Annotated in this window: 18 protein-coding genes; 12 read left to right on the plus strand and 6 right to left on the minus strand. The window is 64.4% G+C overall.

The features are described from left to right. Window positions 1–63 precede the first annotated feature (63 nt). Window positions 64–675, plus strand: coding sequence for a response regulator transcription factor (locus OVY48_RS17220; protein WP_313923735.1), 612 nt, complete (start codon window positions 64–66; stop codon window positions 673–675). Here OVY48_RS17220 and OVY48_RS17225 read toward each other — a convergent pair. Beyond that, window positions 661–4,020, minus strand: coding sequence for a PAS domain-containing hybrid sensor histidine kinase/response regulator (locus tag OVY48_RS17225; protein WP_313923736.1), 3,360 nt, complete (start codon window positions 4,018–4,020; stop codon window positions 661–663). The genes OVY48_RS17220 and OVY48_RS17225 overlap by 15 nt on opposite strands. An 84-nt stretch (window positions 4,021–4,104) precedes the next feature. On the opposite strand from OVY48_RS17225, the gene OVY48_RS17230 reads away from it, so the two are divergent. Further along, the gene (locus OVY48_RS17230) at window positions 4,105–6,087 is read left to right on the plus strand and encodes a putative bifunctional diguanylate cyclase/phosphodiesterase (protein WP_313923737.1); all 1,983 of its coding nucleotides are present in this window, start codon (window positions 4,105–4,107) and stop codon (window positions 6,085–6,087) included. Between the two features lie 11 nt (window positions 6,088–6,098). Here OVY48_RS17230 and OVY48_RS17235 read toward each other — a convergent pair whose 3' ends face one another. Continuing rightward, entirely contained in the window at window positions 6,099–6,971 is an 873-nt protein-coding gene (locus OVY48_RS17235) for a crotonase/enoyl-CoA hydratase family protein (RefSeq protein WP_409593708.1), read from the minus strand. A gap of 333 nt (window positions 6,972–7,304) precedes the next feature. On the opposite strand from OVY48_RS17235, the gene OVY48_RS17240 reads away from it, so the two are divergent. Then, window positions 7,305–7,457, plus strand: a complete 153-nt coding sequence (locus OVY48_RS17240; RefSeq protein WP_313923739.1) for a hypothetical protein — start codon at window positions 7,305–7,307, stop codon at window positions 7,455–7,457. A 31-nt stretch (window positions 7,458–7,488) separates the two neighbouring features. Beyond that, window positions 7,489–8,631: a tRNA guanosine(34) transglycosylase Tgt gene (gene tgt / locus OVY48_RS17245; RefSeq protein ID WP_313923740.1), complete on the plus strand. Its 1,143-nt coding sequence runs from the start codon at window positions 7,489–7,491 to the stop codon at window positions 8,629–8,631. Here the strand turns inward: tgt and OVY48_RS17250 are convergent. Together OVY48_RS17250 and OVY48_RS17255 are read right to left on the minus strand one after the other, a co-directional pair. Continuing rightward, window positions 8,621–10,132: a sensor histidine kinase gene (locus OVY48_RS17250; protein WP_313923741.1), complete on the minus strand. Its 1,512-nt coding sequence runs from the start codon at window positions 10,130–10,132 to the stop codon at window positions 8,621–8,623. The two genes, tgt and OVY48_RS17250, sit on opposite strands and share 11 nt — an antisense overlap. An 88-nt stretch (window positions 10,133–10,220) precedes the next feature. Beyond that, window positions 10,221–10,589, minus strand: a complete 369-nt coding sequence (locus OVY48_RS17255) for a NepR family anti-sigma factor (RefSeq protein ID WP_156106041.1) — start codon at window positions 10,587–10,589, stop codon at window positions 10,221–10,223. Between the two features lie 145 nt (window positions 10,590–10,734). On the opposite strand from OVY48_RS17255, the gene OVY48_RS17260 reads away from it, so the two are divergent. The 8 genes from OVY48_RS17260 to OVY48_RS17295 all read left to right on the plus strand — a co-directional run bounded on the left by OVY48_RS17260 (window position 10,735) and on the right by OVY48_RS17295 (window position 19,829). Continuing rightward, the gene (locus OVY48_RS17260; protein ID WP_313924826.1) at window positions 10,735–11,526 is read left to right on the plus strand and encodes a response regulator; all 792 of its coding nucleotides are present in this window, start codon (window positions 10,735–10,737) and stop codon (window positions 11,524–11,526) included. A gap of 81 nt (window positions 11,527–11,607) precedes the next feature. Next, window positions 11,608–11,739: a hypothetical protein gene (locus tag OVY48_RS17265; RefSeq protein WP_313923742.1), complete on the plus strand. Its 132-nt coding sequence runs from the start codon at window positions 11,608–11,610 to the stop codon at window positions 11,737–11,739. 120 nt (window positions 11,740–11,859) lie between these two features. Beyond that, entirely contained in the window at window positions 11,860–12,495 is a 636-nt protein-coding gene (locus OVY48_RS17270; RefSeq protein ID WP_037472440.1) for a sigma-70 family RNA polymerase sigma factor, read from the plus strand. A 59-nt stretch (window positions 12,496–12,554) separates the two neighbouring features. Continuing rightward, on the plus strand, window positions 12,555–12,800 hold the full coding sequence (locus tag OVY48_RS17275; protein ID WP_409593710.1) for a hypothetical protein: 246 nt from the start codon (window positions 12,555–12,557) through the stop codon (window positions 12,798–12,800). Window positions 12,801–12,954: 154 nt separating this feature from the next. After that, window positions 12,955–14,343: a TIGR03013 family XrtA/PEP-CTERM system glycosyltransferase gene (locus OVY48_RS17280; RefSeq protein ID WP_069066378.1), complete on the plus strand. Its 1,389-nt coding sequence runs from the start codon at window positions 12,955–12,957 to the stop codon at window positions 14,341–14,343. 12 nt (window positions 14,344–14,355) lie between these two features. Further along, the gene (gene prsK, locus OVY48_RS17285; RefSeq protein ID WP_313923743.1) at window positions 14,356–16,422 is read left to right on the plus strand and encodes an XrtA/PEP-CTERM system histidine kinase PrsK; all 2,067 of its coding nucleotides are present in this window, start codon (window positions 14,356–14,358) and stop codon (window positions 16,420–16,422) included. Further along, on the plus strand, window positions 16,422–17,786 hold the full coding sequence (prsR, locus tag OVY48_RS17290) for a PEP-CTERM-box response regulator transcription factor (RefSeq protein ID WP_313923744.1): 1,365 nt from the start codon (window positions 16,422–16,424) through the stop codon (window positions 17,784–17,786). The genes prsK and prsR overlap by 1 nt, the downstream gene beginning before the upstream one ends. Window positions 17,787–17,789: 3 nt before the next feature. After that, window positions 17,790–19,829 (plus strand): tetratricopeptide repeat protein, encoded by a 2,040-nt coding sequence (locus OVY48_RS17295; RefSeq protein ID WP_313923745.1) that lies wholly within the window; start codon window positions 17,790–17,792, stop codon window positions 19,827–19,829. Between the two features lie 35 nt (window positions 19,830–19,864). On the opposite strand, the gene OVY48_RS17300 is transcribed toward OVY48_RS17295, so the two are convergent. Together OVY48_RS17300 and OVY48_RS17305 are read right to left on the minus strand one after the other, a co-directional pair. Continuing rightward, window positions 19,865–20,209 carry a GntR family transcriptional regulator gene (locus tag OVY48_RS17300; protein WP_037472449.1) on the minus strand — a complete coding sequence of 115 codons (345 nt, stop codon included), beginning with the start codon at window positions 20,207–20,209 and terminating at the stop codon, window positions 19,865–19,867. A 73-nt stretch (window positions 20,210–20,282) separates the two neighbouring features. Further along, window positions 20,283–20,861 (minus strand): nitroreductase, encoded by a 579-nt coding sequence (locus tag OVY48_RS17305; protein WP_313924828.1) that lies wholly within the window; start codon window positions 20,859–20,861, stop codon window positions 20,283–20,285. Window positions 20,862–20,963 lie beyond the last annotated feature (102 nt).

The raw sequence follows: 20,963 nt of genomic DNA on the forward strand, positions 1-20,963 counted from the left end.
GCCCAATGCAGGGCAGGATGGCGGCGGAGAGGGAAGGATAAGCCAACGGCAATAGGCACCATCTTGGTGGCGGACGATCATCCGCTCTTCCGTCAGGCGTTGGTCATGGCGGCCGCCAACGTCGCGCCCGATGCGCGGATCGTGGAGGCGGCGACGCTGGACCGCGCGGTGGAAACCGCCACAGCCGCCAGCGACTTGCTGCTCATCCTGCTCGACCTTAAAATGCCGGGATCGGCGGGCTTTTCCGGCGTGGCGCTGCTCCATGCCGAACGCCCCTCGGTCCCCATCCTCGTCATTTCCAGCGCCGATGCGCCGATCGCCGCCGCCGAAGCGCGCCGCTATGGCGCGGTCGGCTTCATCGGCAAGGATCAGGATCTAAGCGTCATCGAAGACGCCATCGCCGCCGCCTTGGCGGGTGAAACCCCCGCCGTCGCGCCCCTGATGCCCGATGAGGTGGATGAGATGGCCGGCAAGGTCGCCTCGCTGACGCCGACCCAATTGCGCGTCCTGCTCGGCGTGCTGGACGGCCAACTCAACAAGCAGATCGCCTGGGAACTGGGGGTCGCCGAATCCACGATCAAGTCGCACATGACGACGGTCCTCGCCAAACTCGGCGTCCAGAACCGCACCCAGGCGGCGCTCGCGGCTCGCGCGCTGGGATTAGGGAACCGCTGACCCACCAGCGCCGCGCCGCGCCACGTCTGCGATCCAGTGTTCCAGCACCGCCGCCGCCAAAGGCTTGGCGAGCAACGGAATATCCCGTTCGGCGAGGCGCGCCAGCATCGCTTCGCTACGCTCGGCCGTCACCAGCGCTACCGCGAGCCCCGGCGACCGATCGCGCAGCGCGTCGATCAAGTCGATGCCATCGCGCGCCGTGCCCAGCGCGAAATCAACCAAAGCGCCATCAAATGGCCCGCTGGCCGCCAACGCCTCGCTTTCCGTCGCCGCCACCACACAGTCATGTCCCATGCTTTCCAAAGCCGCCTGCATCGCCGCGCGATTGGCCGGGTCATCGTCCACGACCAACAGGCGCAGGCCTGTCGTCGGCGCTAGCACCGCCGCCGCTACGGTTGCCGCCGCTACCGGCGACGCTTCCGCCAGCGGCAGGCTGATCGCAAAGCAACTCCCCTTGCCGGGCCAGGATCGTACCGCCACTGTCCCGCCGATCAAAGCGGCCGATCGCTCCACGATCGCCAGCCCCAGCCCGATGCCGCTCTCGCTCCCCTGACCCAGCCGCTCGAACTCGCGGAAGATCAGCGCCAGCTTGTCGGGCGCAATGCCGATCCCGCTATCCCATATCTCGATGCGCACCGCCGCACCCCGCCGTCGCACGGCAACGAGGATGCGGCCCTGGTCGGTATAACGGATGGCGTTGGACAGGAAATTCTGGACGATCGACCGCAATAGGCTCCGATCCGTCTCGACCCAACCATCCCCCGGACCAACCCGCAACAAAAGTCCCTTTTCCGCGGCCAGCGGCTGAAAACTCTCGGCAAGATCAGCCAGCATCGGCCGCACGGCAAAGCGGGTCGGCTGCGGCTTTACCCCGCCCGCATCCAGCTTCGATATGTCGAGCAAGGCGCGCAACAGGTCGTTCGCCCCCTCGATCGATCGATCGAGCCGCGATAGCATCGCCCGCTCCGGCTCCCCCAGTCGCCGCCGCAAGGCTGACGAAAATAGCATCGCGGCATGGAGCGGTTGCAGCAGGTCGTGGCTCGCCGCCGCCAGGAAGCGGGTCTTGTCCGCCATCGCCGCCGCGAGCTTCACATTGACTTCGCTCAGCTCCGCTGTCCGCGCCGCCACCGCTTGCTCCAGGTCGCGCCGCGCCGTCTCGGTCGCTGCCCGCGCCTGCGCTTCGACCGTGATGTCGGTGAAGGACATGACATAGCCGCCATCGGGCATCGGCCCGCCCACCGTCTTGATCCAGCGGCCATCGGCGCGATGTCGCTCGAACGCATGCTGGCGACGGCTGCGCATATGCGCCAGCCGCCGGGCGACATGATCCTCCACTTCGCCCGGACCGCAATCGCCGCGCTCGGCGTTGAAGCGGATCAGATCGGCGACCGGCACGCCGCCCCGGATCAGGCCGGGGGGATAGTCGAACAGGTCGAGATAGCGGCTGTTCCACGCCACCAGCCGCAGGTCGCGATCGACCACGCTGACGCCCACATCGATATTTTCCAGCGTCGCCGCCAGCAGACCTTGCGAAAAATGCAGCGATTGCCCCGATGCGTCCAGCACCTTGGCAATCTGCGCAAAGCCCATGCCCTGGCCGGAAATGGCCGACGCCATGATCGCCCGCGCCGACGATGCCCCAACCACACTGCTTATCAGCCGCTCGGCCGCGCGCGCGCTGGCCCGGTCGATCGGCGCGTCACTGTCTTCGGTCGCGCCGAACGCCTCGATCATCGCCTCCGCGCCGACGAAGCGGGTTACGAGATCACCCAGCGCCGCCATCGTCGATACCGGCGCGATGCCACGTTGCCGGACCAACCGTACCGTCCCGACGCTCCGCACCGACACCAGCAGGAAGGCCAGCAAATTGCCGCCCAGGCTGATGATCGTGCCCGCCGTCACCGCGCTGATGCCGCGCCAGGCAGGCGGGGCGATCGTCTCGCTGCCGATCGCGGGCAGGAACAGGATGACGAACCACAAGGCAAAGCCGGTCAGCAGCCCCGCCTTGGCCGCCAGCGGATCATTATGCGGCCGATAGACGGCGCAGATCAGCGCAGGCGCGCATTGGGCGATCGCGACGAAGGCGACCAGGCCGACAGAGGCCAATTGCGTGGTGGACGGCAGCGCCAGCGCATACAGCACCGCCGCGCCGATCAACGCGATGATCGCGCCGCGCCGTATCCACAACAACCGCTCGCCCAGATGGGAATCTTCGGTCGATCGCCGCAGCAGCACCGGCGCGAACAGATCGTTGGAGATCATGCTCGAAATCGCCACAATTTCGGTGACGACCATCGCCAGCGCGGCCGACACGCCACCCAGAAAGACGAGCAAGGCCAGGCCGCGATAACCGAAATCCTGCGGCAGGCTCAGCACGAACAGGTCGGGCGTCGCCCCTTGGCCGAGCAGCGCCACGCCCGCGGCGGCAATGGGCAGCACCGCCAGCACCGTCACCAGCAGATAAACGACGAAGCCCCAACGCGCGGTCAATATGTCATCGGGCGTGCGTGACTCCGTGACGCTGATGAAGAAATGTCGTGGCAGGCAGATGATCGTCAGCACCGACAACAAAGTGGTGACGGCGAAATTCACATCCAGCCGAGAGGGCGCAAATCCGCTGCGAAAGGTCGCCATGCCATCGGCGATCCGATCGACAGGGGCGGTCCACAGCAGCCAGACCGCCAGCCCCGCAACCAACAGCAACGCGACCAGCTTGAACAGCGATTCGAACGCGACGGCGAACAATATCGCCTCATTCTGCCCCGCCACCTGATAGCGCCGCGCACCAAAGGCGATGGCGAACAGCGCCAGGGCCGCCGCCGCCACGGCCAGCGGCGCGGTCGGCTGCGTAATGCCGGAAACCAGCGCGAAACTCAGCGACACCGACCGCAATTGCAGCGCGATATAGGGAATGGTGCCGAACAGTAGGATCAGCGTCACCAGCGCCGCCACCGTGCGGCTCTTGCCAAAGCGCGATCCGATGAAGTCGGAAATGGACGTAGCGCCATCCTCCTGCACCTCGGCGTTCAGTCGGCGCAGGAACGGCCCGCCCGCGATCATCAGCAGGATCGGCCCCAGATAGATGGGCAGATAGCTCCATCCCCCGGTCGCCGCCGTGCCCACAGCACCGAAATAGGTCCAACTGGTGCAATAGACCCCCAGCGCCAGCGTATAGGCGTGGATGCGCCAGCGCGATTGGCGCAGCCGATGGCGATGGACATGCGCGAACGCCGTCCCCCCGAACAGCAGGGCGACATAGGCGAGGGCAATGAACAGCTGGGCAGATATGGCGATGCTCCCCCGGTCCACGACAGTCGGGCTACCGGCATAGGCGTCTGCGCGCAAACGCGCCAGTTGGCTGCGATCTTGCGGTTAACGAAAAAATAAAGGGAAACTGCGAAGAGGGGTCAGGAACCGGAGACCGGCCATTTGGGCGCTTTGAGGACATTGCTGGAAAAGCGCAAAGCGCTCTCTTCGGAACAGGATGCCGATGTGCGGCGGAGCCTGGTCGAAACGCTCTATGCGTCGCCCGCATCGCTGACCATCGGCGCGGCGACCGGCACGGCCGTCGGCCTCGTCATCAGCAGCATATCCGATGGCCTCGCCATCCATGCCGTCGTCGCCACCCTGTGCATCGTCGCGGCGCTGCGCGTTTTTTCCGCCATCTTCTTTCATCGCCAGTTGGTGCGCGGCACCGCCGTCGCATCGCGCAACTGGGAACTCGCTTATGAATTGGGTGCCTGGGCCTATTCCGGGCTGCTTGGCCTCATGGGATTCGTCACCTTGATCGGATCGGCCAATCCGATCACCCATATGCTCAGCGTGTCGATGGCGACCGGCTATGCCGGCGGCATTTCGGGGCGCAACGCCGGGCGGGTGCAGATCGCCATCGGTCAGGTCTGCCTCGCATTGCTGCCAACCGCGCTCGGCCTGTGGCTGGAGGGATCGACCGGCTACCGCGTTCTGTCCATCGCGATGGTCGCGATGATATTGGGCCTCGCCGAAATCAGTTCGACCACGCACCGCATCGTCGTCCAGGCGCTGATCGGCAAGCGCGACAAGTCGCTACTGGCCGAGAAATTCGAGCGACTGGCACGCTACGACAATCTGACCGGTCTTGAAAACCGCATGGCGATGCAGATGCGCCTGCGCGAAATTTTCGAAACCACCGAAAAGCACGCCGATGCCGTCGCCATCCTGTGGATGGATGTCGACCGGTTCAAGGAGATCAACGATTCGCTCGGCCATATGGTCGGCGACCGGCTGTTGCGCGCCGTCGCGGAACGCCTGGCCGACGTGGTGCAGGGGCGGGGGCGGATCGCCCGTTTCGGCGGCGACGAATTCGTCATCATCTGTCCCGATACCGATCGCGTCACCGCAGCGGCGATCGCGCAGGAAATCATCGCCTATTTTGCCCATGGCTTCGACCTGTCCGACCATCATCTCCAGGTCACGGCTTCGATCGGCTATGCCGTCGCGCCCCAGGATGGCCGCGACATGGACGAACTGATGCAACATGCCGACCTCGCGCTCTACGAAGCCAAAGGAGCTGGGCGGAACCGCGCATCCAGCTTCAACTGGTCGCTCAAGGAACGGTTCAACCGCATCCATGAGATCGAGACCGGCCTGCGCCGCGCGCTGGATGGCGACGAACTCAAGCTTATGTTCCAGCCGATCGTCGCCCTCGACGGTGGCGACATCGACGCCTGCGAAGCGCTCATCCGCTGGAATCATCCCGTGCTGGGGGCCATCCCCCCGTCCGAATTCATCCCGATCGCCGAAAGCATGGGCCTGATCGAAGCCTTGACCGGCTGGGTGCTGCGTCAGGCCTGCATCGCTGCGGCGGCCTGGCCCGGCGACGTGCGCGTGGCCATCAACATTTCGCCGGCCTCGCTCAAATCGCACGACTTGCCCGGCAATGTCATCGCGGCGCTGCTGGAAACCGGCTTGCCCGCCCGTCGGCTCGAACTGGAAGTCACCGAATCCATCTTCCTCGACGATAGCGGCCAGACCAGCACGATCCTGCGCGAACTCCAGCGTATCGGCCTGCGCCTGGCGCTCGACGATTTCGGCACCGGCTATTCCTCGCTCTCCTATCTGCGCTCTTATCGGTTCGACACGCTCAAGATCGACCAGAGCTTCATGGCGGGGACCAGCGCCAACGCCGAAGATCGCGCCATCGTCCGCGCGATCGGAAATCTCGCGCGCGACCTGTCGATGGACACGGTCGCCGAAGGAATCGAGACGCAGGACCAACTCGCTCACGCGCGCGAAGCTGGCTTCACCAATGTCCAAGGCTATTTGTTCAGCCGCCCGGTCACCCATGAACGGATCGTCGAACTGATCGAGGCTGGCCCCCTCCATGGCGAGGAACGACCCGACCCGGCCATCCGGCGCCGCCGCCTCGCCTGAACCGACGCCGCTTAGCGCAGACGGGTCTGTGCCGCCGCCAATCGCCGCATCATCCGCAGGTCACGGTCCGACAGGGCAAGGGCCGTGTCGGTCCAGGTCGTCACGATATCGGTCAGTTCGTCCAGCGTCATCGGATTGACGCGCCGCCCGGCGCGATTGATGCCGACATAACCGGCATGATGCGCCCGGTGATCCTTGATCCAGGCGATGGTCGCAGCTTCGCCTTCGCCCTCTTCGACGACCTGGGTGACGATGCCCATGTCGAACATCTCTTCCGCGCTATAGACGCGCCCGTCGGTAATCATCTGGCGCGCCAGCACCGGGCCGACCCGGCGTGACAGGATGGAATAGGCACCCATGCCGGGGAACAGGCCGAACAACACTTCAGGCAGGCCAAAGCGGGCCTGCCGCTCGGCAATGATGACGTCGAAGCACATCAGCGCTTCCAGCCCGCCGCCCAGCGCATCGCCCTGCGCCAGCCCGATATTAATGATATTCATGTCGTTGCAGTGCCAGATGCGATCGACGATCTCGCAACAGGCGATGCCATAGCGCAGCAGCGTGTCCCGGTCGCGGCGCTGGATGCATTCGGCGAACATCTCCAGATCGCCACCCAGGTTGAACACGCCCGGAAAGCGCGACCCCAACACCATGAATTTCAGCATCCCGCCCTTGTCTTCGAACAGGCGGCGGCTCTCGCGTTGCCAGGACATCGTATCGCGAATCAGGGACAGGTTGGAATTGGGCCGTTCGAGCGGCGTCATGAACGCCCATAACGTCGCCAATGCCGCGTCCCACCGCACATCGATCTGCCCCAGGTCGAACAGGGTGGAGCGCGCAATATCCTCCACAAGCGCACGTTCCGCAGCGTCTTCGGTAACCATATTCCTCTCGGCGGCCATCGGTTTCGCCCCTGTTTCGCTCGCGGAATTAAATTGTCCTGAATCAATCATGTGCGCCCCCGATTTTTCGTTGGGTCTCAACAAAACAGGCCGGTAAGCCGGATGCAATCGGCGGTTCACTCGACCGCGCCCGTTAACCATCTTTATACGCAACTGTTGCACCCCGGTCGCCCAAAAATAAGGTTATGCACGCGGATAGTTGCGATATTGCAACAAAGTGCCCTGTCGGACGATCGTAAAGATGGGTCACAAGCATCTTGTTAATCTTTGCCGATTATCCCAGCTCTCATGCGTCGAGAGCGATCCGATCCCCAAATGGCCACCCTGGCTTTGCACGACCACACGGGCGCGCATTGGCCCTTGCGCCTTTCGACCGACTGCCTGCGCTTCATCGGTCCCTATCGCCGGGTCGAGGGCTTCAATATCGACGCGCTGGCGCTGTTTGACGGCGTCCGCAAGGCGGGTTGAACGCCTGCACGTTCGCTCCTAGAGCGCGCAGATGACCCAGCCCCGCTTCTCCTTTTCCATCACCGCCACCGACGGCAAGGCCCGTACCGGCGCAATCAGTATGCGCCGGGGCGAGATCCGCACGCCCGCCTTCATGCCGGTCGGCACCGCCGCCACCGTGAAGGCGATGCGCCCGGCCGAAGTGCGCGCCGCGGGTGCCGACATCATCCTGGGCAATACCTATCATCTCATGCTGCGCCCCGGTGCTGAACGCATGGCGCGTCTTGGCGGGCTGCATGGTTTCATGGGCTGGGACCGGCCGATCCTGACCGACAGCGGCGGCTATCAGGTGATGAGCCTATCGGCATTGACCAAGATGAGCGAGCAGGGCGTCGCTTTCTCCAGCCATATCGACGGGTCCAAGCATATGCTGACGCCGGAGCGATCGATGGAGATCCAGCGCCTGCTCGACAGCGATATCGTCATGGCCTTTGACGAATGTACCAAAAATGGCTGCACCCATGAGGAGGCGACCAAGTCCATGGAGCGTTCGATGCGCTGGGCCAAACGCTCGCGCGACGGTTTCGATGCTGGCGGCGACCATGCCGACCGCGCGGCGCTGTTCGGTATCCAGCAGGGATCGCTCGATGAAGGGCTGCGGCGGGAATCGGCGCAGCAGCTGATCGACATCGGCTTCGATGGCTATGCCGTGGGGGGGCTTGCCGTGGGGGAGGGGCAGCAGGCGATGTTCGCCACGCTCGACTTCGCGCCTGACATGCTGCCCGCCGACAAGCCCCGTTATCTGATGGGTGTGGGCAAGCCCGACGACATCGTCGGCGCGGTGGAGCGCGGCATCGACATGTTCGATTGCGTGCTACCGACCCGGTCGGGCCGCAATGGCCAGGCCTTTACCTGGGCCGGGCCGCTCAACATCCGCAATGCCCGCTTCGCCGAGGATCAGGGGCCGCTCGATCCGCGCTGCGCCTGCCCGGTCTGCACCACCTGGAGCCGCGCTTATCTCCATCATCTCGTCAAGGCTGGCGAAATGCTGGGCGCGATGCTGATGACCCAGCATAACATCCATTTCTACCAGGCACTGATGCAGGGGATGCGCGATGCGATCGCGGCCGGGCAGTTCGCCGCCTTCGCCGCCGACTTCCGCCGCGACTATCAGCGGGTGACTTCTAAGGAATGATGGTGATCGCGATGGCGTAGCTGCCCGCCTCGCCATCATGGTCCAGCGCAGAGCGCAACTGGCGCGACAGGCCAGTCAGCACCCGGCCATAGCGTTCGGACAGGTGAACCGTCATCTCATCGGACGCCCGCAGGCCCGACGACACGACACTCAGCAGCGCCCGATTGGCTTGCTCCGGCAACACATGCGCGGAAATCCGCATCGTCCCCTGGGGATCGAGCATCATCGCCAGTTCGACCAATTCGGTCAGCAGGAACGCGATCGGCACGGCCACATCCTGGCTGATATGCAGATTGTCGCTATCGATCTGGATGGCAAAGCGTCGCGCGGCGGCGGGTGCCGTGCCGCGCAGGCTGGCCGACAATTCGCTGATCAACGGACGAATGCCGACCCCGCGATTTTCCTCCAGCTCGGCAAAATGATTGCGATGCACCACCGACAGGGCATCGACGCGCCGCTGGATCGAGGCATAGGCTTCGACCGCTTCGGGTTCATGCGCCGACCGGGCGTGAAGGTTGATGAGGCTGGCAATGATCTGAAGGTTATTCTTGACCCGATGATGGACTTCGCGCGTCAGCTTGCGCTGCGTTTCCAATCCCTCGGCCATCTCGGCCTCATGGGTCGCCACATCCTCGCTGATTTCGCGGAACGTCTCGCCCAGCGCGACGATCTCCTGCGCTGGCGTCCGCATCCGCTGCAACGGCTCCAGCACTTCGCCGGGCTGATACGCCGCCACCGCGCGCCGCAAGATGACCAGCGGCCGGATCAGCACGCGATTGACCACGAACCAGCCGATCGCCGCCGCCGCGAACCACATGACCAAGGGCAGGAACAAGGACAACATGCGGGCGATCGTCGCGGGCGGCTCCCGCACCGTCATCGTCAATTCCACGTCATAGGGGTCGAGCCGCGCAGACAGGCTGCTTCTTTTGCCGCCCGGCGGATCCTTGCGGACATGGCTGATCGCCAATCGGCGATCGCCCTGGCGCAACGTCAATTTGCGGTTCTGCAGCGCCGTCGCCGGATCGGCGACGCTTTCGAGATGGGTGCGCGAATAATAGATCAACGCGGTGATGCGCTTATTCGCGCTGGGCACGCGGCTGACCAGATAGGGGGCATCGGCCAGCAACTCGGTCGCGGGACCATCGAAACGCGCCGTCGGCGTCATCGACGCGGGCTCGCGTGCGCTGGAGTTGCACAGGCGACGGCCTGCGCTGTCGTAGATATAAAATTGGCCGCCCTCGGCGTCATTGGCGGCCAGAAACAGCGAAAGCCGGTTGCAGATGGCGCGGTCGGCGCTGTTGGACGCGAGACTATCGACCGTGAGCTGCAGCGCGGTGCGATCGGACTGGAGGTCGGCGGTCAGCTTGCGTGCACTCTGCGTCACCGCGATCCGAAGCAATGCCTCTTTTTCCAAATCAGCGGTACGGATCGCCTGTAGCGAGGCGATCAGGGCGATCAGCCCCAATGGCAATAGGGCCAGCGTCAGGATGAGGAACATCTTGACGCCGGTTGACCGGAAAAGTCGAACAATGGGTTCCGTCAGCGATCGGGCTGCCGGAGGAAGGCTGCCCCGGATCATCTGCTACTCAGTCCAGTTTGCTTAACAGGTCCAGCATCTCGGCGGGAATATCCTCATCGACGGCGCGCTGATACACATTGCGCAGGACTTGCGACACATGGCCATCATCCATAGGGGGCGCGGCTCGGCCCTTGCGAGGGGAAGCGGCTATCTTTGCGCTTTCCTTCCCATCCGCTGCAGTCGAACTATGTTCCGTGGTAGAAGAAACCAAAATCTGCCCCTCTGAAGCAATCTCTGTCACGCCAGCCAGTCCGTATTTGCGGGAATCTTGCGGCGCGTCAATTCGTCGTTCCGCATTAAAGCCACGATAATCGCACCCTTGCCGAAAAAACCATGTGACTGCGAAACAAATTCCCCCTTCGTTGGTTCCGGCCAAGCGAGCGTTTTTTTAGCGCTGCCGGTTTCGGGGGGCATCGAAGGGTGGGGGGTTGCCATATGGGCATCGACATTCCATCCTTTCGCATATCCTTCCCCGCGTCGGATACAACAGGCCCGCACATGGGCAGGGAGACGAATTGACGATGTCGCTTGGACAGCAACTACACCCCCATCTTCCGTTTCTGCGTCGCTATGCGCGCGCACTGACCGGCAGCCAGACGCATGGCGACGCCTATGTTCGCGCTGCGCTCGAAGCGATCGTTGCCGCGCCGGAGGAGTTTCCGTCTGACGTCGATCCGCGTCTTGGTCTCTACCGCACCTTTCATGCCATCTGGTCGTCGTCCCATCTGGAAGACGTGCCACTGACCGTCGATTGCGATCGGGAAGCCATTGCCCAGGCGCGCCTCGCCCGCCTGACGCCCCTGCCGCGCCAGGCCTTGCTGCTGACCGCGCTGGAAGGCTTCACGGTCGATGATGTCGCCTATCTGATCGACATGGACAGCACTGATGTCGAAGGTCTGGTCGAAGAAGCATTGAGCGAGATCGAGGCGCAGACTCGCGCCAAGGTGCTGATCATCGAAGACGAGCCGATCATCGCGATGGACATCGAAACCATCGTCCGTGATCTGGGTCATGACGTCACCGCCATCGCCGTGACCGCCGAAGACGCGGTGCGCGAAGCGCTCGCCGATCGTCCGGGGCTGGTGCTTGCCGACATTCAATTGGCCGACGACAGCAGCGGCATCGATGCGGTCAAGGACATCCTTGCCGAGTTCGCGGTGCCCGTGATCTTCATCACCGCCTTCCCCGAACGATTGCTGACGGGGGAACGGCCAGAGCCGACCTTCCTCATCACCAAGCCGTTCCAGCGCTCGACCGTGAAGGCCGCCATTTCGCAGGCGTTGTTCTTCGATCAAGCGACCGCGCCGGTCTGATCGTTACGCTTATATCCATGTCGTTTGGAACTCCCCGCCGGTCGTTGCGTTAGTCATGCGTAACGATCGGGGAGAGAATTTATGACAGACAAAGAAGAGCATATCACGACGAACGAAGCGCGGGGCGGTTCGAAGGAACATGTCGTGCGTTATGTTCTCGGCATTTCGCTGGGGCTAGTGGTCATCGGTATGCTGGTGGTGCTTTGGCTCTGACCAATGCTTCTCAGGCCTTATGGCCTTTGGCAAAATTCTGATTAGGGTATAGGCGCATTTATGGCTTTGACGACGTCGGTTCCTGCGGCGAGGGCGACAGCCAATATGGGGGTTGTTTCCATGGATGAGGACGTAGAGCCGATCGAGGAGCGCGCTGCGCTTTCGGATTCGGATTTCAAGCGTGAACTGGCCGCGGTCATCCCGCATCTCCGTGCTTTCGGCCGTTCCTTGTCGGGCAACCGTGATGTCGCGGATGATCTGGTGCAGGAAACCCTGCTCAAGGCATGGGCGGCACGCGCCCGGTTTCAGGCCGGCACGAACATGCGCGCCTGGACCTTCATCATCCTGCGCAACCATTATCTCTCGCAGATGCGCCGTTCGCGCTTTCGCGGCGAATGGGACGACCTGACGGCCGACCGCATCCTTGCGGCACCGGCCAGCCAGGACAAGCATGTCGAACTTAGCGACATGCAACGCGCCTTGCTGCAATTGCCTCAACCGCAGCGCGAAGCGCTGATCCTGGTGGGCGCAGGTGGCTTCGCTTATGAAGAAGCCGCCGAGATTTGCGGCGTCGCCGTCGGCACGATCAAGAGCCGCGTCGCTCGCGGGCGCGCTGCGCTCGAACTGCTCATGGAAAGCGGCGATCTACCCTCGCGACGCAGCCAGGAAACGACCGATACCGCCGTGCTGGATGAGATTATGGAGGATGTCGATCGTCTCAGCCGGGGGCGGGGTGGTCAGTCCGTAGAGGACTGATCTGGAACGATAGCATGGTGCCACCCGTTGTCCTTTTACCAAAGGAGATGAGTGTGCGTATCGACCCCAACCAGCCTGTAAAGCCCTTCGTGGAGGACGCGGACAAGCGTCCACGCACGGGCGGGGTCATATTCGCACTGGTGGCGATTGCCCTCATCCTGGCCATCGGCTTCTTCTACCTGACCGAACATCGCCGCAACGACAGGCGGGCCGACGCCGTTACTGGCGCGGCCCAGTCCGTCGATGACGCCGCGCGCGTGATGGAGGAGGCGGCCCGCAACGCCGCCGACAGGCTCCGCAAATAATCTGATCCATTCCCCGATCTCGCGCGGGATTCAGGAAATCTTTGCCATTTTCCGGCAGGGTGCCGCCACTGTCGGATTTCCTTACAGCTGGTTGTAAGGCTTTTCCCGACCTTGTCAGTATCGCTTGTGGCGACTGGGGAAATGGGCGCGACGCATGATCAGGCTGTTCAAACATTATGTGCCGCACGCTGTGCTGCTGCTTGGACTGTTCGATTTCGTCCTGCTGCTCTGTGCGGCGGAAGGCGGCTGGATCTTGCGCGCGCGGCAAATCGGCATGGATATCGACCATGTCATGACCCGCATGGGCCCACTGCTCAGCTTCGCCTTTGCCGTCCAGACCGCGATGATCGCCGTCGGCGTCTATGGCACCGAAGCGCTCCAATCGATCCGCTTTGCCTTTGCGCGCTTGCTGGTCGCTGTTTCGCTGGGCGTGATCTTCCTTTCCGTTCTCTATTTCCTCATGCCGGGCATGACCTTGTGGCGCTCCAATTCGCTCTACGCCATGGGCCTCGCCATGGCGCTGCTGATCGTCGTTCGCCTGCTGCTCGGCTCGATGCTGGGCGGCGAGGCGTTCAAGCGGCGGCTGGTCGTGCTGGGCGCGGGCAACCGGGCCGATCGCATCCGCGAGCTGGAAAAGAAACGGGGGGCGGGCTTTCTCGTCGTCGGCTATATCGCCATGAATGACGGGCCGCAGGTGGTGCAGGAAGCCATCAACCGCAGCGCCATCTTCAACATGTCCGATTTCGTCGTCCGCCTGAACGCCAGCGAAGTGGTACTGGCGTTGGAAGAGCGGCGCAACGCCATCCCCATGTCTGACCTTTTGCGCATCAAGACTACCGGCGTCCATGTCAACGATCTCTCGACCTTTCTGGAACGCGAGACCGGCCGTGTCGACCTCGACAGCGTCAACCCAAGCTGGCTGATCTTCTCCGACGGCTTCTCGGCCGGTCGCCGCCTCTCCAGCATCGCCAAGCGTCTGTTCGACATCATCGCCAGTTCGCTGCTGCTGCTGCTGACCGGCCCCATCATCCTGCTCGCCGCATTGCTGGTGAAGCTCGACAGCAAGGGCCCCGCCTTTTACCGCCAGGAACGGGTCGGCCTGTTCGGCCAGGAATTCTGGATCGTCAAACTGCGCACCATGCGCCAGGACGCGGAAGTCGCGGGCAAGGCGGTCTGGGCGGAAAAGGATGATCCGCGCATCACCCGCCTTGGCTATTGGCTGCGCAAGCTGCGCATCGACGAACTGCCCCAGACCTGGACGGTCCTCAAGGGCGAGATGAGCTTCGTCGGTCCACGCCCCGAACGGCGCCAGTTCGTCGAGGATCTGGAACAGCATCTACGCTATTATGCCGAACGGCACATGGTAAAGCCCGGCATCACCGGCTGGGCGCAGATCAACTATCCCTATGGCGCGTCGATCGAGGATAGCCGCCACAAGCTCGAATATGATCTCTATTACGCCAAGAATTACACGCCTTTCCTCGACCTGTTGATCCTGATCCAGACGGTGCGGGTCATCCTCTGGCCCGACGGCGCGCGCTAAGGGCGGCGGGCGATGGGCCTATTGCTCCAATTTGTCGGGAACTGGGGCCACGCCCTGGCGGCGGTGCTGTTCGCGGCGCTGGGCATCTTCCTGTTTCGTCGCCGCAACGATGCGGCGGAAATGCGGATGTTGTCGGTGGCGATGCTGCTCACCTCCTGCTGGGCGCTTTATGTGTCGTTCGGTGGCGTTGCCAAACCTTTGTCGGGCCTTGGCGAAAATATGCGTAACGCCGCATGGCTGATGACGATGTTCGTCATGCTGCGGCGCGGCCCGGTCGGTCGGGGCGGGAAGGCCGGGGGGATCGTTGCCGTCTATGTCGCGGTTGCGGGGCTGATCCTGCTCCAGACCTTCACGGATCTCGCATGGTACGAACTTGCCCTCGACCCGGATCTGCATGGCGCGCTGGTCACCGTGTCGCTGATCCTGCGCATGATGACCGCGATCGGCAGCCTGTTGCTGCTCCATCATCTCTATGCCGCATGGCCATCGCGCGAACGGGGCGGCGTGACCCTATTGTTCGGCGCGCTGGCGGCGATGTGGGCCTACGACCTGATGCTCTATGCGATCGGCTATCTCGTGCCCGGCCGCGCCAGCGAGCTTTTCGCGTTGCGTGGCCTGCTGATGGCCCTGCTGGCACCGGTGATCGCCATCGGCCTGCGCAAGGGGATGGCGGAGCGGCTCACGCTCTCGCGCACGCTCACCTTCCAGTCGCTCTCGATCTTCGCCGTCGCGCTCTATGTCATCCTCCTGACCGCCACCGCCGTCCTGATCGAACTGATCGCTGGCCCTTATGCGCGGGTGGTGGAGATCGCCGCAGTCTTCTTCGCCGCCGTCACCGCGTTGGTGCTGCTGCCATCACCACGCCTGCGCGCGCTGTGGAAAGTGCAGGTCGCCAAGCATTTCTTTCAGCATCGTTACGACTATCGCACCGAATGGATGCGCTTTGGCGAAACGATCGGCCGCCCCGGCGAAAACCCCGCCCCGTTGGGCGAGCGCGTGGCCAAGGCGATTGCCGACATCACCGATTCGCCCGCCGCGCTGTTGATGTTGCGTGACGATCAGGGCGGGTTGATGCTCGAAACCGACTGGAACTGGGGCGATGACCTGCCCGAAGGCGCGTCCCTGTCGCCCGCTATCGTCGCCCGACTGGAACAGAGCGGCTGGATCATCGACTTGGGCAAGCGCCGCGCCGCCGACGCCGCCTTGCCGCTGCCCGACTGGATGACGCAGGATGCCCGCCTCTGGGCGCTGGTGCCGCTCATCCATTTCAACCGTCTGACTGGCGCGATCCTGCTTGCCCGTCCGCCCATCGACCGGCGGCTCGACTGGGAGGATTTCGACATGCTGCGCGCCGCCGGGCGGCAGGTCGCGACCTATATCAGCGAGGCGCAGGGCCAGCAGGCGCTCGACGACGCCGCCCGCTTCGACGAATTCAACCGCCGTTTCGCTTTCATCATCCATGACATCAAGAATCTGGTGAGCCAGCTTTCCCTGCTGGCCCGCAATGCCGAACGTCATGCTGACAACCCCGAATTTCGCGCTGACATGATCCTGACGTTGCAGGAATCGGTCGGCAAGATGAACGACCTGCTCGCCCGGCTGTCGCAGCATAATAAGGGCCGTGCCGAAGACCCGCGCCCGTTCGCGTTGCGCGGCCTGCTCGACCATGCGGCCGCCACGCGCGCGCGCCAGCATCCGATACGGGTCAGCGGGGACGCCCCCGACGCGCTGGCCGACCCGGCGCGCGTCGAGTTGATCGTCACTCATTTGCTGCAAAATGCCATCGACGCCAGCGCTCCCGACGCGCCGGTCGAACTGCGCCTGTCCGCCGATGCCAACGACATTTTGGTCGAGATCATCGACCAGGGACGCGGCATGAGCGCTGAATATGTCCGCCGCGAACTGTTCAAGCCCTTTTCGTCCAGCAAGGCGGGCGGTTTCGGGATCGGTGCGTTCGAAGCCCGCGCCCTGGCGCAGGCGATGGGCGGCCGGATCGACGTCGACAGCCGCCCCGGCGTCGGCAGCCGCTTCACCTTGCGCCTGCCACGGGCATCCCACACACAGGAAAAGGCCGCCTGATGAGCGACACCCGCCCCAAATTGCTGATCGTCGAGGATGATCCGGGCCTTCAGCGGCAATTGCGCTGGGCCTATGAGGATTATCAACTCTTCATCGCGGGCGACCGGGAGGAGGCGATCGAACTGCTGCGCGCCCATGCGCCCGATGTCGTGACACTCGACCTTGGCCTGCCACCAGACCCGGACGGCACCAGTGAAGGGTTCGCCACGCTCGCCGACATCTTGCGGATCAAGCCGGACACGAAGGTCATTGTCGCATCCGGCCATGGTGCCCGCGAAAGCGCGCTCGACGCGATTTCGGGTGGGGCCTACGACTTCTATCAAAAGCCCGTCGACATCGACGAACTCGGCCTCATCGTCCGCCGCGCTTTCCACGTCCATGCGCTGGAACAGGAAAATGCGCGCCTCGCCGAAACCGCGCCCGCCGATGGCCGGGTGCTGGGCCGGGTGCTGACCGGCGCGCCCGAAATGATGAAGGTCGCCCGCATGATCGAGCGCGTGGCCAGCGCGCAAGTGTCAGTGCTGTTGCTCGGCGCAAGCGGCACCGGCAAGGAATTGCTGGCGCAAGGGCTGCACGATGCCAGCCCCCGCCGCCATGGCGCCTTCGTGGCGATCAACTGCGCCGCCATCCCCGAAACGCTGCTCGAATCCGAACTGTTCGGCCATGAAAAGGGCGCGTTTACAGGGGCCATCAAGACGACGCTCGGCAAGATCGAGCAGGCACAGGGCGGCACGCTGTTCCTGGACGAAGTTGGCGACATCCCGCTCGCGCTCCAGGTCAAGCTGCTCCGCTTCCTGCAGGAACGGGTGATCGAACGCATCGGCGGGCGCACGCCCATCGCCGTCGATACCCGCATCGTCTGCGCCACCCATCAGGATCTCGACGCCATGATCGGCGCGGGCAGTTTCCGCGAGGATCTCTATTATCGCCTCGCCGAAATCGTCATCCGCATCCCGGCGCTCAAGGACCGGGCGGGCGATCCGGCGCTGCTTGCCCGCCATTTCCTCACCCGCTTCGCTGCCGAGATGAATCCGGCGGTCAAGGGCCTCGCCCCAGATGCGCTCGCCGCGCTTGATGCCTGGCCATGGCCCGGCAATGTGCGCGAACTGGAAAACCGCATGAAGCGCGCGGTCATCATGGCCGATGGCAAGCTGGTGACCGCCGCCGATCTCGACCTGGATGAGGAGCGGGCCGAAGGCGGCGAACTGGTGAACCTGAAAGCAGCGCGCGAAATGGCCGATCGCCGCGCGATCCGCCGCGCGATCGCCCGCACCGATGGCAATATTTCGGGCGCGGCCAAGATTTTGGGCATCAGCCGCCCCACGCTGTACGATCTTCTCAAACAATATCAGATGCAGGGATAATCCATGAGCCGCACCCGCATCGCCCTCATCGTCGGAATAATATTGCTGCTGCTGGGTGTGGCAGGCCTGTGGCAATGGCGCGCGCATGAACGTGACGGCAGCGCCGCGCTGGCCCGTGGCCTCACCGCACTCGACAAGGGCGATGCCCGCACCGCGCGCGTCGAATTGATGAACGCGATCAGGGGCAATCCCCGGTCGGTCGTCGCGCGGCAGGCGCAGGCGCGGGCACTGGCCGAACTGGGTGACGGCGCAGGCGCGCAGGCAGAAGTCGAACGCGCCCGCAAATTGGGCGGACCACCCGCCGAAACCCGCGACTTGATGGCACACGCGCTGTTGTTGCAGGGCGAAGTCGATGCCGCTTTGCGCGAAGCCCGCGCGCCCGATGTGCCCGCCGCGCATAGCCTCGCCGCCGCGCGGATCAGGGCGCGCGCCGCCATGGCAAAAGGTGACATGCGCGCGGCGCAGGCGGAACTGGCCCGCACCCTCGCGACGGCACCCAATGACGTCGAAAGCTGGGTCGATCTTGGCCACCTGCGCCTCGCAACCGGCGATCAGGCAGGCGCGATCGGCGCGGCCGACCGGGCAGTGACCCTGGCCCCCAGCAATGCCAAGGCGCTGACCCTGCGCGCTGAACTGACGCGCGGCCAATATGGCCTCACCGCCTCGCGCCCCTGGTTCGAACGCGCAATGGCCGCCAACCCCGAATCGGTGCCGACGCTCGAATCCTATGCCGCGACGCTCGCCGACGCGGGGGAAGCCGGCGCGATGCTCGGCCTCACCCGCCGTATCCTCGCGCTGGAACCCGACAACGCCCGCGCCTGGATGATGCAATCGATCATGGCCGCCCGCGCTGGCAAGGCCGATCTCGCCCGGTCGCTGCTGGCCCGGACGCAGGGGCGGCTCGATGGCGAGCCCGCCACAATGTTGCTGCGCGGCGTTCTGCATATGCAGGATGGCAATGCCGTCCTCGCCGCCGACACGCTTGCCCCGCTGGTCGCGATGCAGCCCGACAACCGCACCGCCCGCACCCTGCTGGCCCGCGCCTATCAGATGGGCGGCGACACGCCATCGGCCGCCACGATACTCGCCCCAATCGTCGCCCAGCGGGACGCCGATCCCTATGTGCTGACCCTAGCGGCGCGCGTGCAGGAGGCGTTGGGCAATCGCGATATGGCCGCCGACATGCTCGCCCGCGCCGCATGGCCGGTGCGCGCCGCTGCCGACCCGTTCGCCGGGCCACGCGACGCGCAACTGGCCGATGGCCCGCCGCCCGCCAACGCTGCCACCGCACGCGACAATATCCCCTATATCCGTGCTTTGCTCAGCACCAACCGCACCGATGCGGCGGTCGATCGCGCCCGGATGCTCAGCCGCGCCAACCCCGGCGCGCCCGATGCGTGGATCGTGCTGGGCGATACGCTGGGCGTGGCCGGACGGGCAGGGGAGGCGGCCCGCGCCTATGAAAGCGCCGCCAATATCCGCTTCGATCGCACCGTCGCGCTGCGCCTCGTTGCGACATGGAACCGCGCGGGCGATCCCGCCCGCGGCGCGCAGATCGTACAACTCTTCCTGACCCAGAACCCGACCGACAGCGCCATGCGCCGTATCGCCGCCGCCGTCGCGATGGAGGCGGGCGACTGGCGCGGCGCGCTGCGGATGCTGCAGGCTGTACGCGCACAACTGGGCGATAATGACGCGCTGCTGATGGCGGACTTAGCCCGCGCCTCCGTCGAAACCGGGGATCGAGCGGCGGCGCGCGCCTATGCCGCCCATGCCTATCGCCTGATGCCCGCCAACCCCATGATCGCGGACATCTATGGCTGGACGTTGCTGGAAACCGGCGAAAAAGGCCCGGCCGCGGTCGATCTGCTGGAAAAGGCCGTCGCCCGCGCCCCCGGCCATCCCCTGCTCAACCTGCATCTGGGCCAGGCCTATGCCGCTGCCGGGCGCAAGAATGACGCCAAACTGGCGCTGGGACGAGCGGTCTCGGTCAGGAATTTTGCAGGCCGCCAGGATGCCGTCGACGCGCTGGCAGCGCTTTAGCTAACGCCCGTTCGTTTCGAGCGGAGCTGAAACCCTCAAGCCTTCTGCAAGTCCAGATCGTCGGCCCTTATTCCCAGCCGCCTTATCTGCGCCGCCACCGGCGGCCATACCGTCTCCAAAAAATGCGCGCGCTCCGCTATGCGCAGTCGCCGGGTCGCGCCATCGGCCACGAACATGCCGACCCCGCGCCGCACGACGACCAGCCCATCATCCTGAAAGCTCTGATAGGCCTTCGCCACGGTCAGCGGATTGGCCCCCTGCGTCGCGGCAAAGGCGCGCACCGATGGCAGCAGGTCGCCATCGCTATAATCCCCGTCCAATATGGAAGCGGCAATGATCTCACGCAGGCGGAGATAGACGGGTTTTGAGTCGTCGGCCATGGGTGCATCACTGCCATAATACAGCCATGCGGGTCAAGTCAGACCATTGCGCGAATCATGGTTAAAGCGGCAATTATCGGTCCCAAACCGATACGATGGCGTCATAATCTGGCCGGGGGCGCTCTTCCTGTGGTTTGCCTGGCGTGCCGATGAAGACGAAGCCCGCAATCGTCTCGTCCCCCTGCGCAAAGGCCGCGCGCACATCTTCATTATAGGTCGGCCATCCCGTCAGCCAGCCACCGGCAAAGCCCAGCGCGTGGGTGGCGTGCAGCAGGTTCATGATCGCCGCGCCCACCGACAATTGCTGTTCCCAGACGGGGATCTTGCTGCCCGCGACCGGCGCGGACAGGGCGACCACCAAGGTCGGCGCCTGATGCGCGAACTGGTGCATCGCCTCGATCTCCAGCCGCCCCGCATCGGGCTTTTCGGCGCGATAGGCATTCTCCAGCAATTCGGCCAACGCCGAGCGCCGCGCCGAAGGCACCACCACGAATCGCCATGGTGCCAACTTGCCATGATCGGGCGTCCGCAGCGCTACTTCCAATATCTGCCGCAACTGCGCATCATCGGGACCGGGCGCGATCAGGTCGCGGGGTTTGCCTGACCGGCGGGTCTGGAGCAGGGCGAGCGGGGAGGAAAGGTCGTTGAACATCGCCGCGACAAATGGCCCGGCCACCGCCATGACGCAAGGGCCGCCTGTGTTTTTGACAGACGCGAATTTGGCTCTACTCTCTGGCCATCATTCGGCCCCCGT

The organism is Sphingobium sp. SA2 (assembly GCF_032227065.1).
Classification (GTDB): domain Bacteria; phylum Pseudomonadota; class Alphaproteobacteria; order Sphingomonadales; family Sphingomonadaceae; genus Sphingobium.

Bases quoted from the DNA above. Each gene is read 5' to 3' on its own strand.
- OVY48_RS17235 (WP_409593708.1), bottom strand. From the start codon at position 6,971: ATGGTTACCGAAGACGCTGCGGAACGTGCGCTTGTGGAGGATATTGCG.
- OVY48_RS17260 (WP_313924826.1), top strand. From the start codon at position 10,735: ATGTCGCTTGGACAGCAACTACACCCCCATCTTCCGTTTCTGCGTCGC.
- OVY48_RS17280 (WP_069066378.1), top strand. From the start codon at position 12,955: ATGATCAGGCTGTTCAAACATTATGTGCCGCACGCTGTGCTGCTGCTT.
- tgt (WP_313923740.1), top strand. From the start codon at position 7,489: ATGACCCAGCCCCGCTTCTCCTTTTCCATCACCGCCACCGACGGCAAG.
- prsK (WP_313923743.1), top strand. From the start codon at position 14,356: ATGGGCCTATTGCTCCAATTTGTCGGGAACTGGGGCCACGCCCTGGCG.
- OVY48_RS17305 (WP_313924828.1), bottom strand. From the start codon at position 20,861: ATGTTCAACGACCTTTCCTCCCCGCTCGCCCTGCTCCAGACCCGCCGG.
- OVY48_RS17240 (WP_313923739.1), top strand. From the start codon at position 7,305: ATGGCCACCCTGGCTTTGCACGACCACACGGGCGCGCATTGGCCCTTG.
- prsR (WP_313923744.1), top strand. From the start codon at position 16,422: ATGAGCGACACCCGCCCCAAATTGCTGATCGTCGAGGATGATCCGGGC.
- OVY48_RS17250 (WP_313923741.1), bottom strand. From the start codon at position 10,132: ATGTTCCTCATCCTGACGCTGGCCCTATTGCCATTGGGGCTGATCGCC.
- OVY48_RS17270 (WP_037472440.1), top strand. From the start codon at position 11,860: ATGGATGAGGACGTAGAGCCGATCGAGGAGCGCGCTGCGCTTTCGGAT.
- OVY48_RS17300 (WP_037472449.1), bottom strand. From the start codon at position 20,209: ATGGCCGACGACTCAAAACCCGTCTATCTCCGCCTGCGTGAGATCATT.
- OVY48_RS17265 (WP_313923742.1), top strand. From the start codon at position 11,608: ATGACAGACAAAGAAGAGCATATCACGACGAACGAAGCGCGGGGCGGT.
- OVY48_RS17295 (WP_313923745.1), top strand. From the start codon at position 17,790: ATGAGCCGCACCCGCATCGCCCTCATCGTCGGAATAATATTGCTGCTG.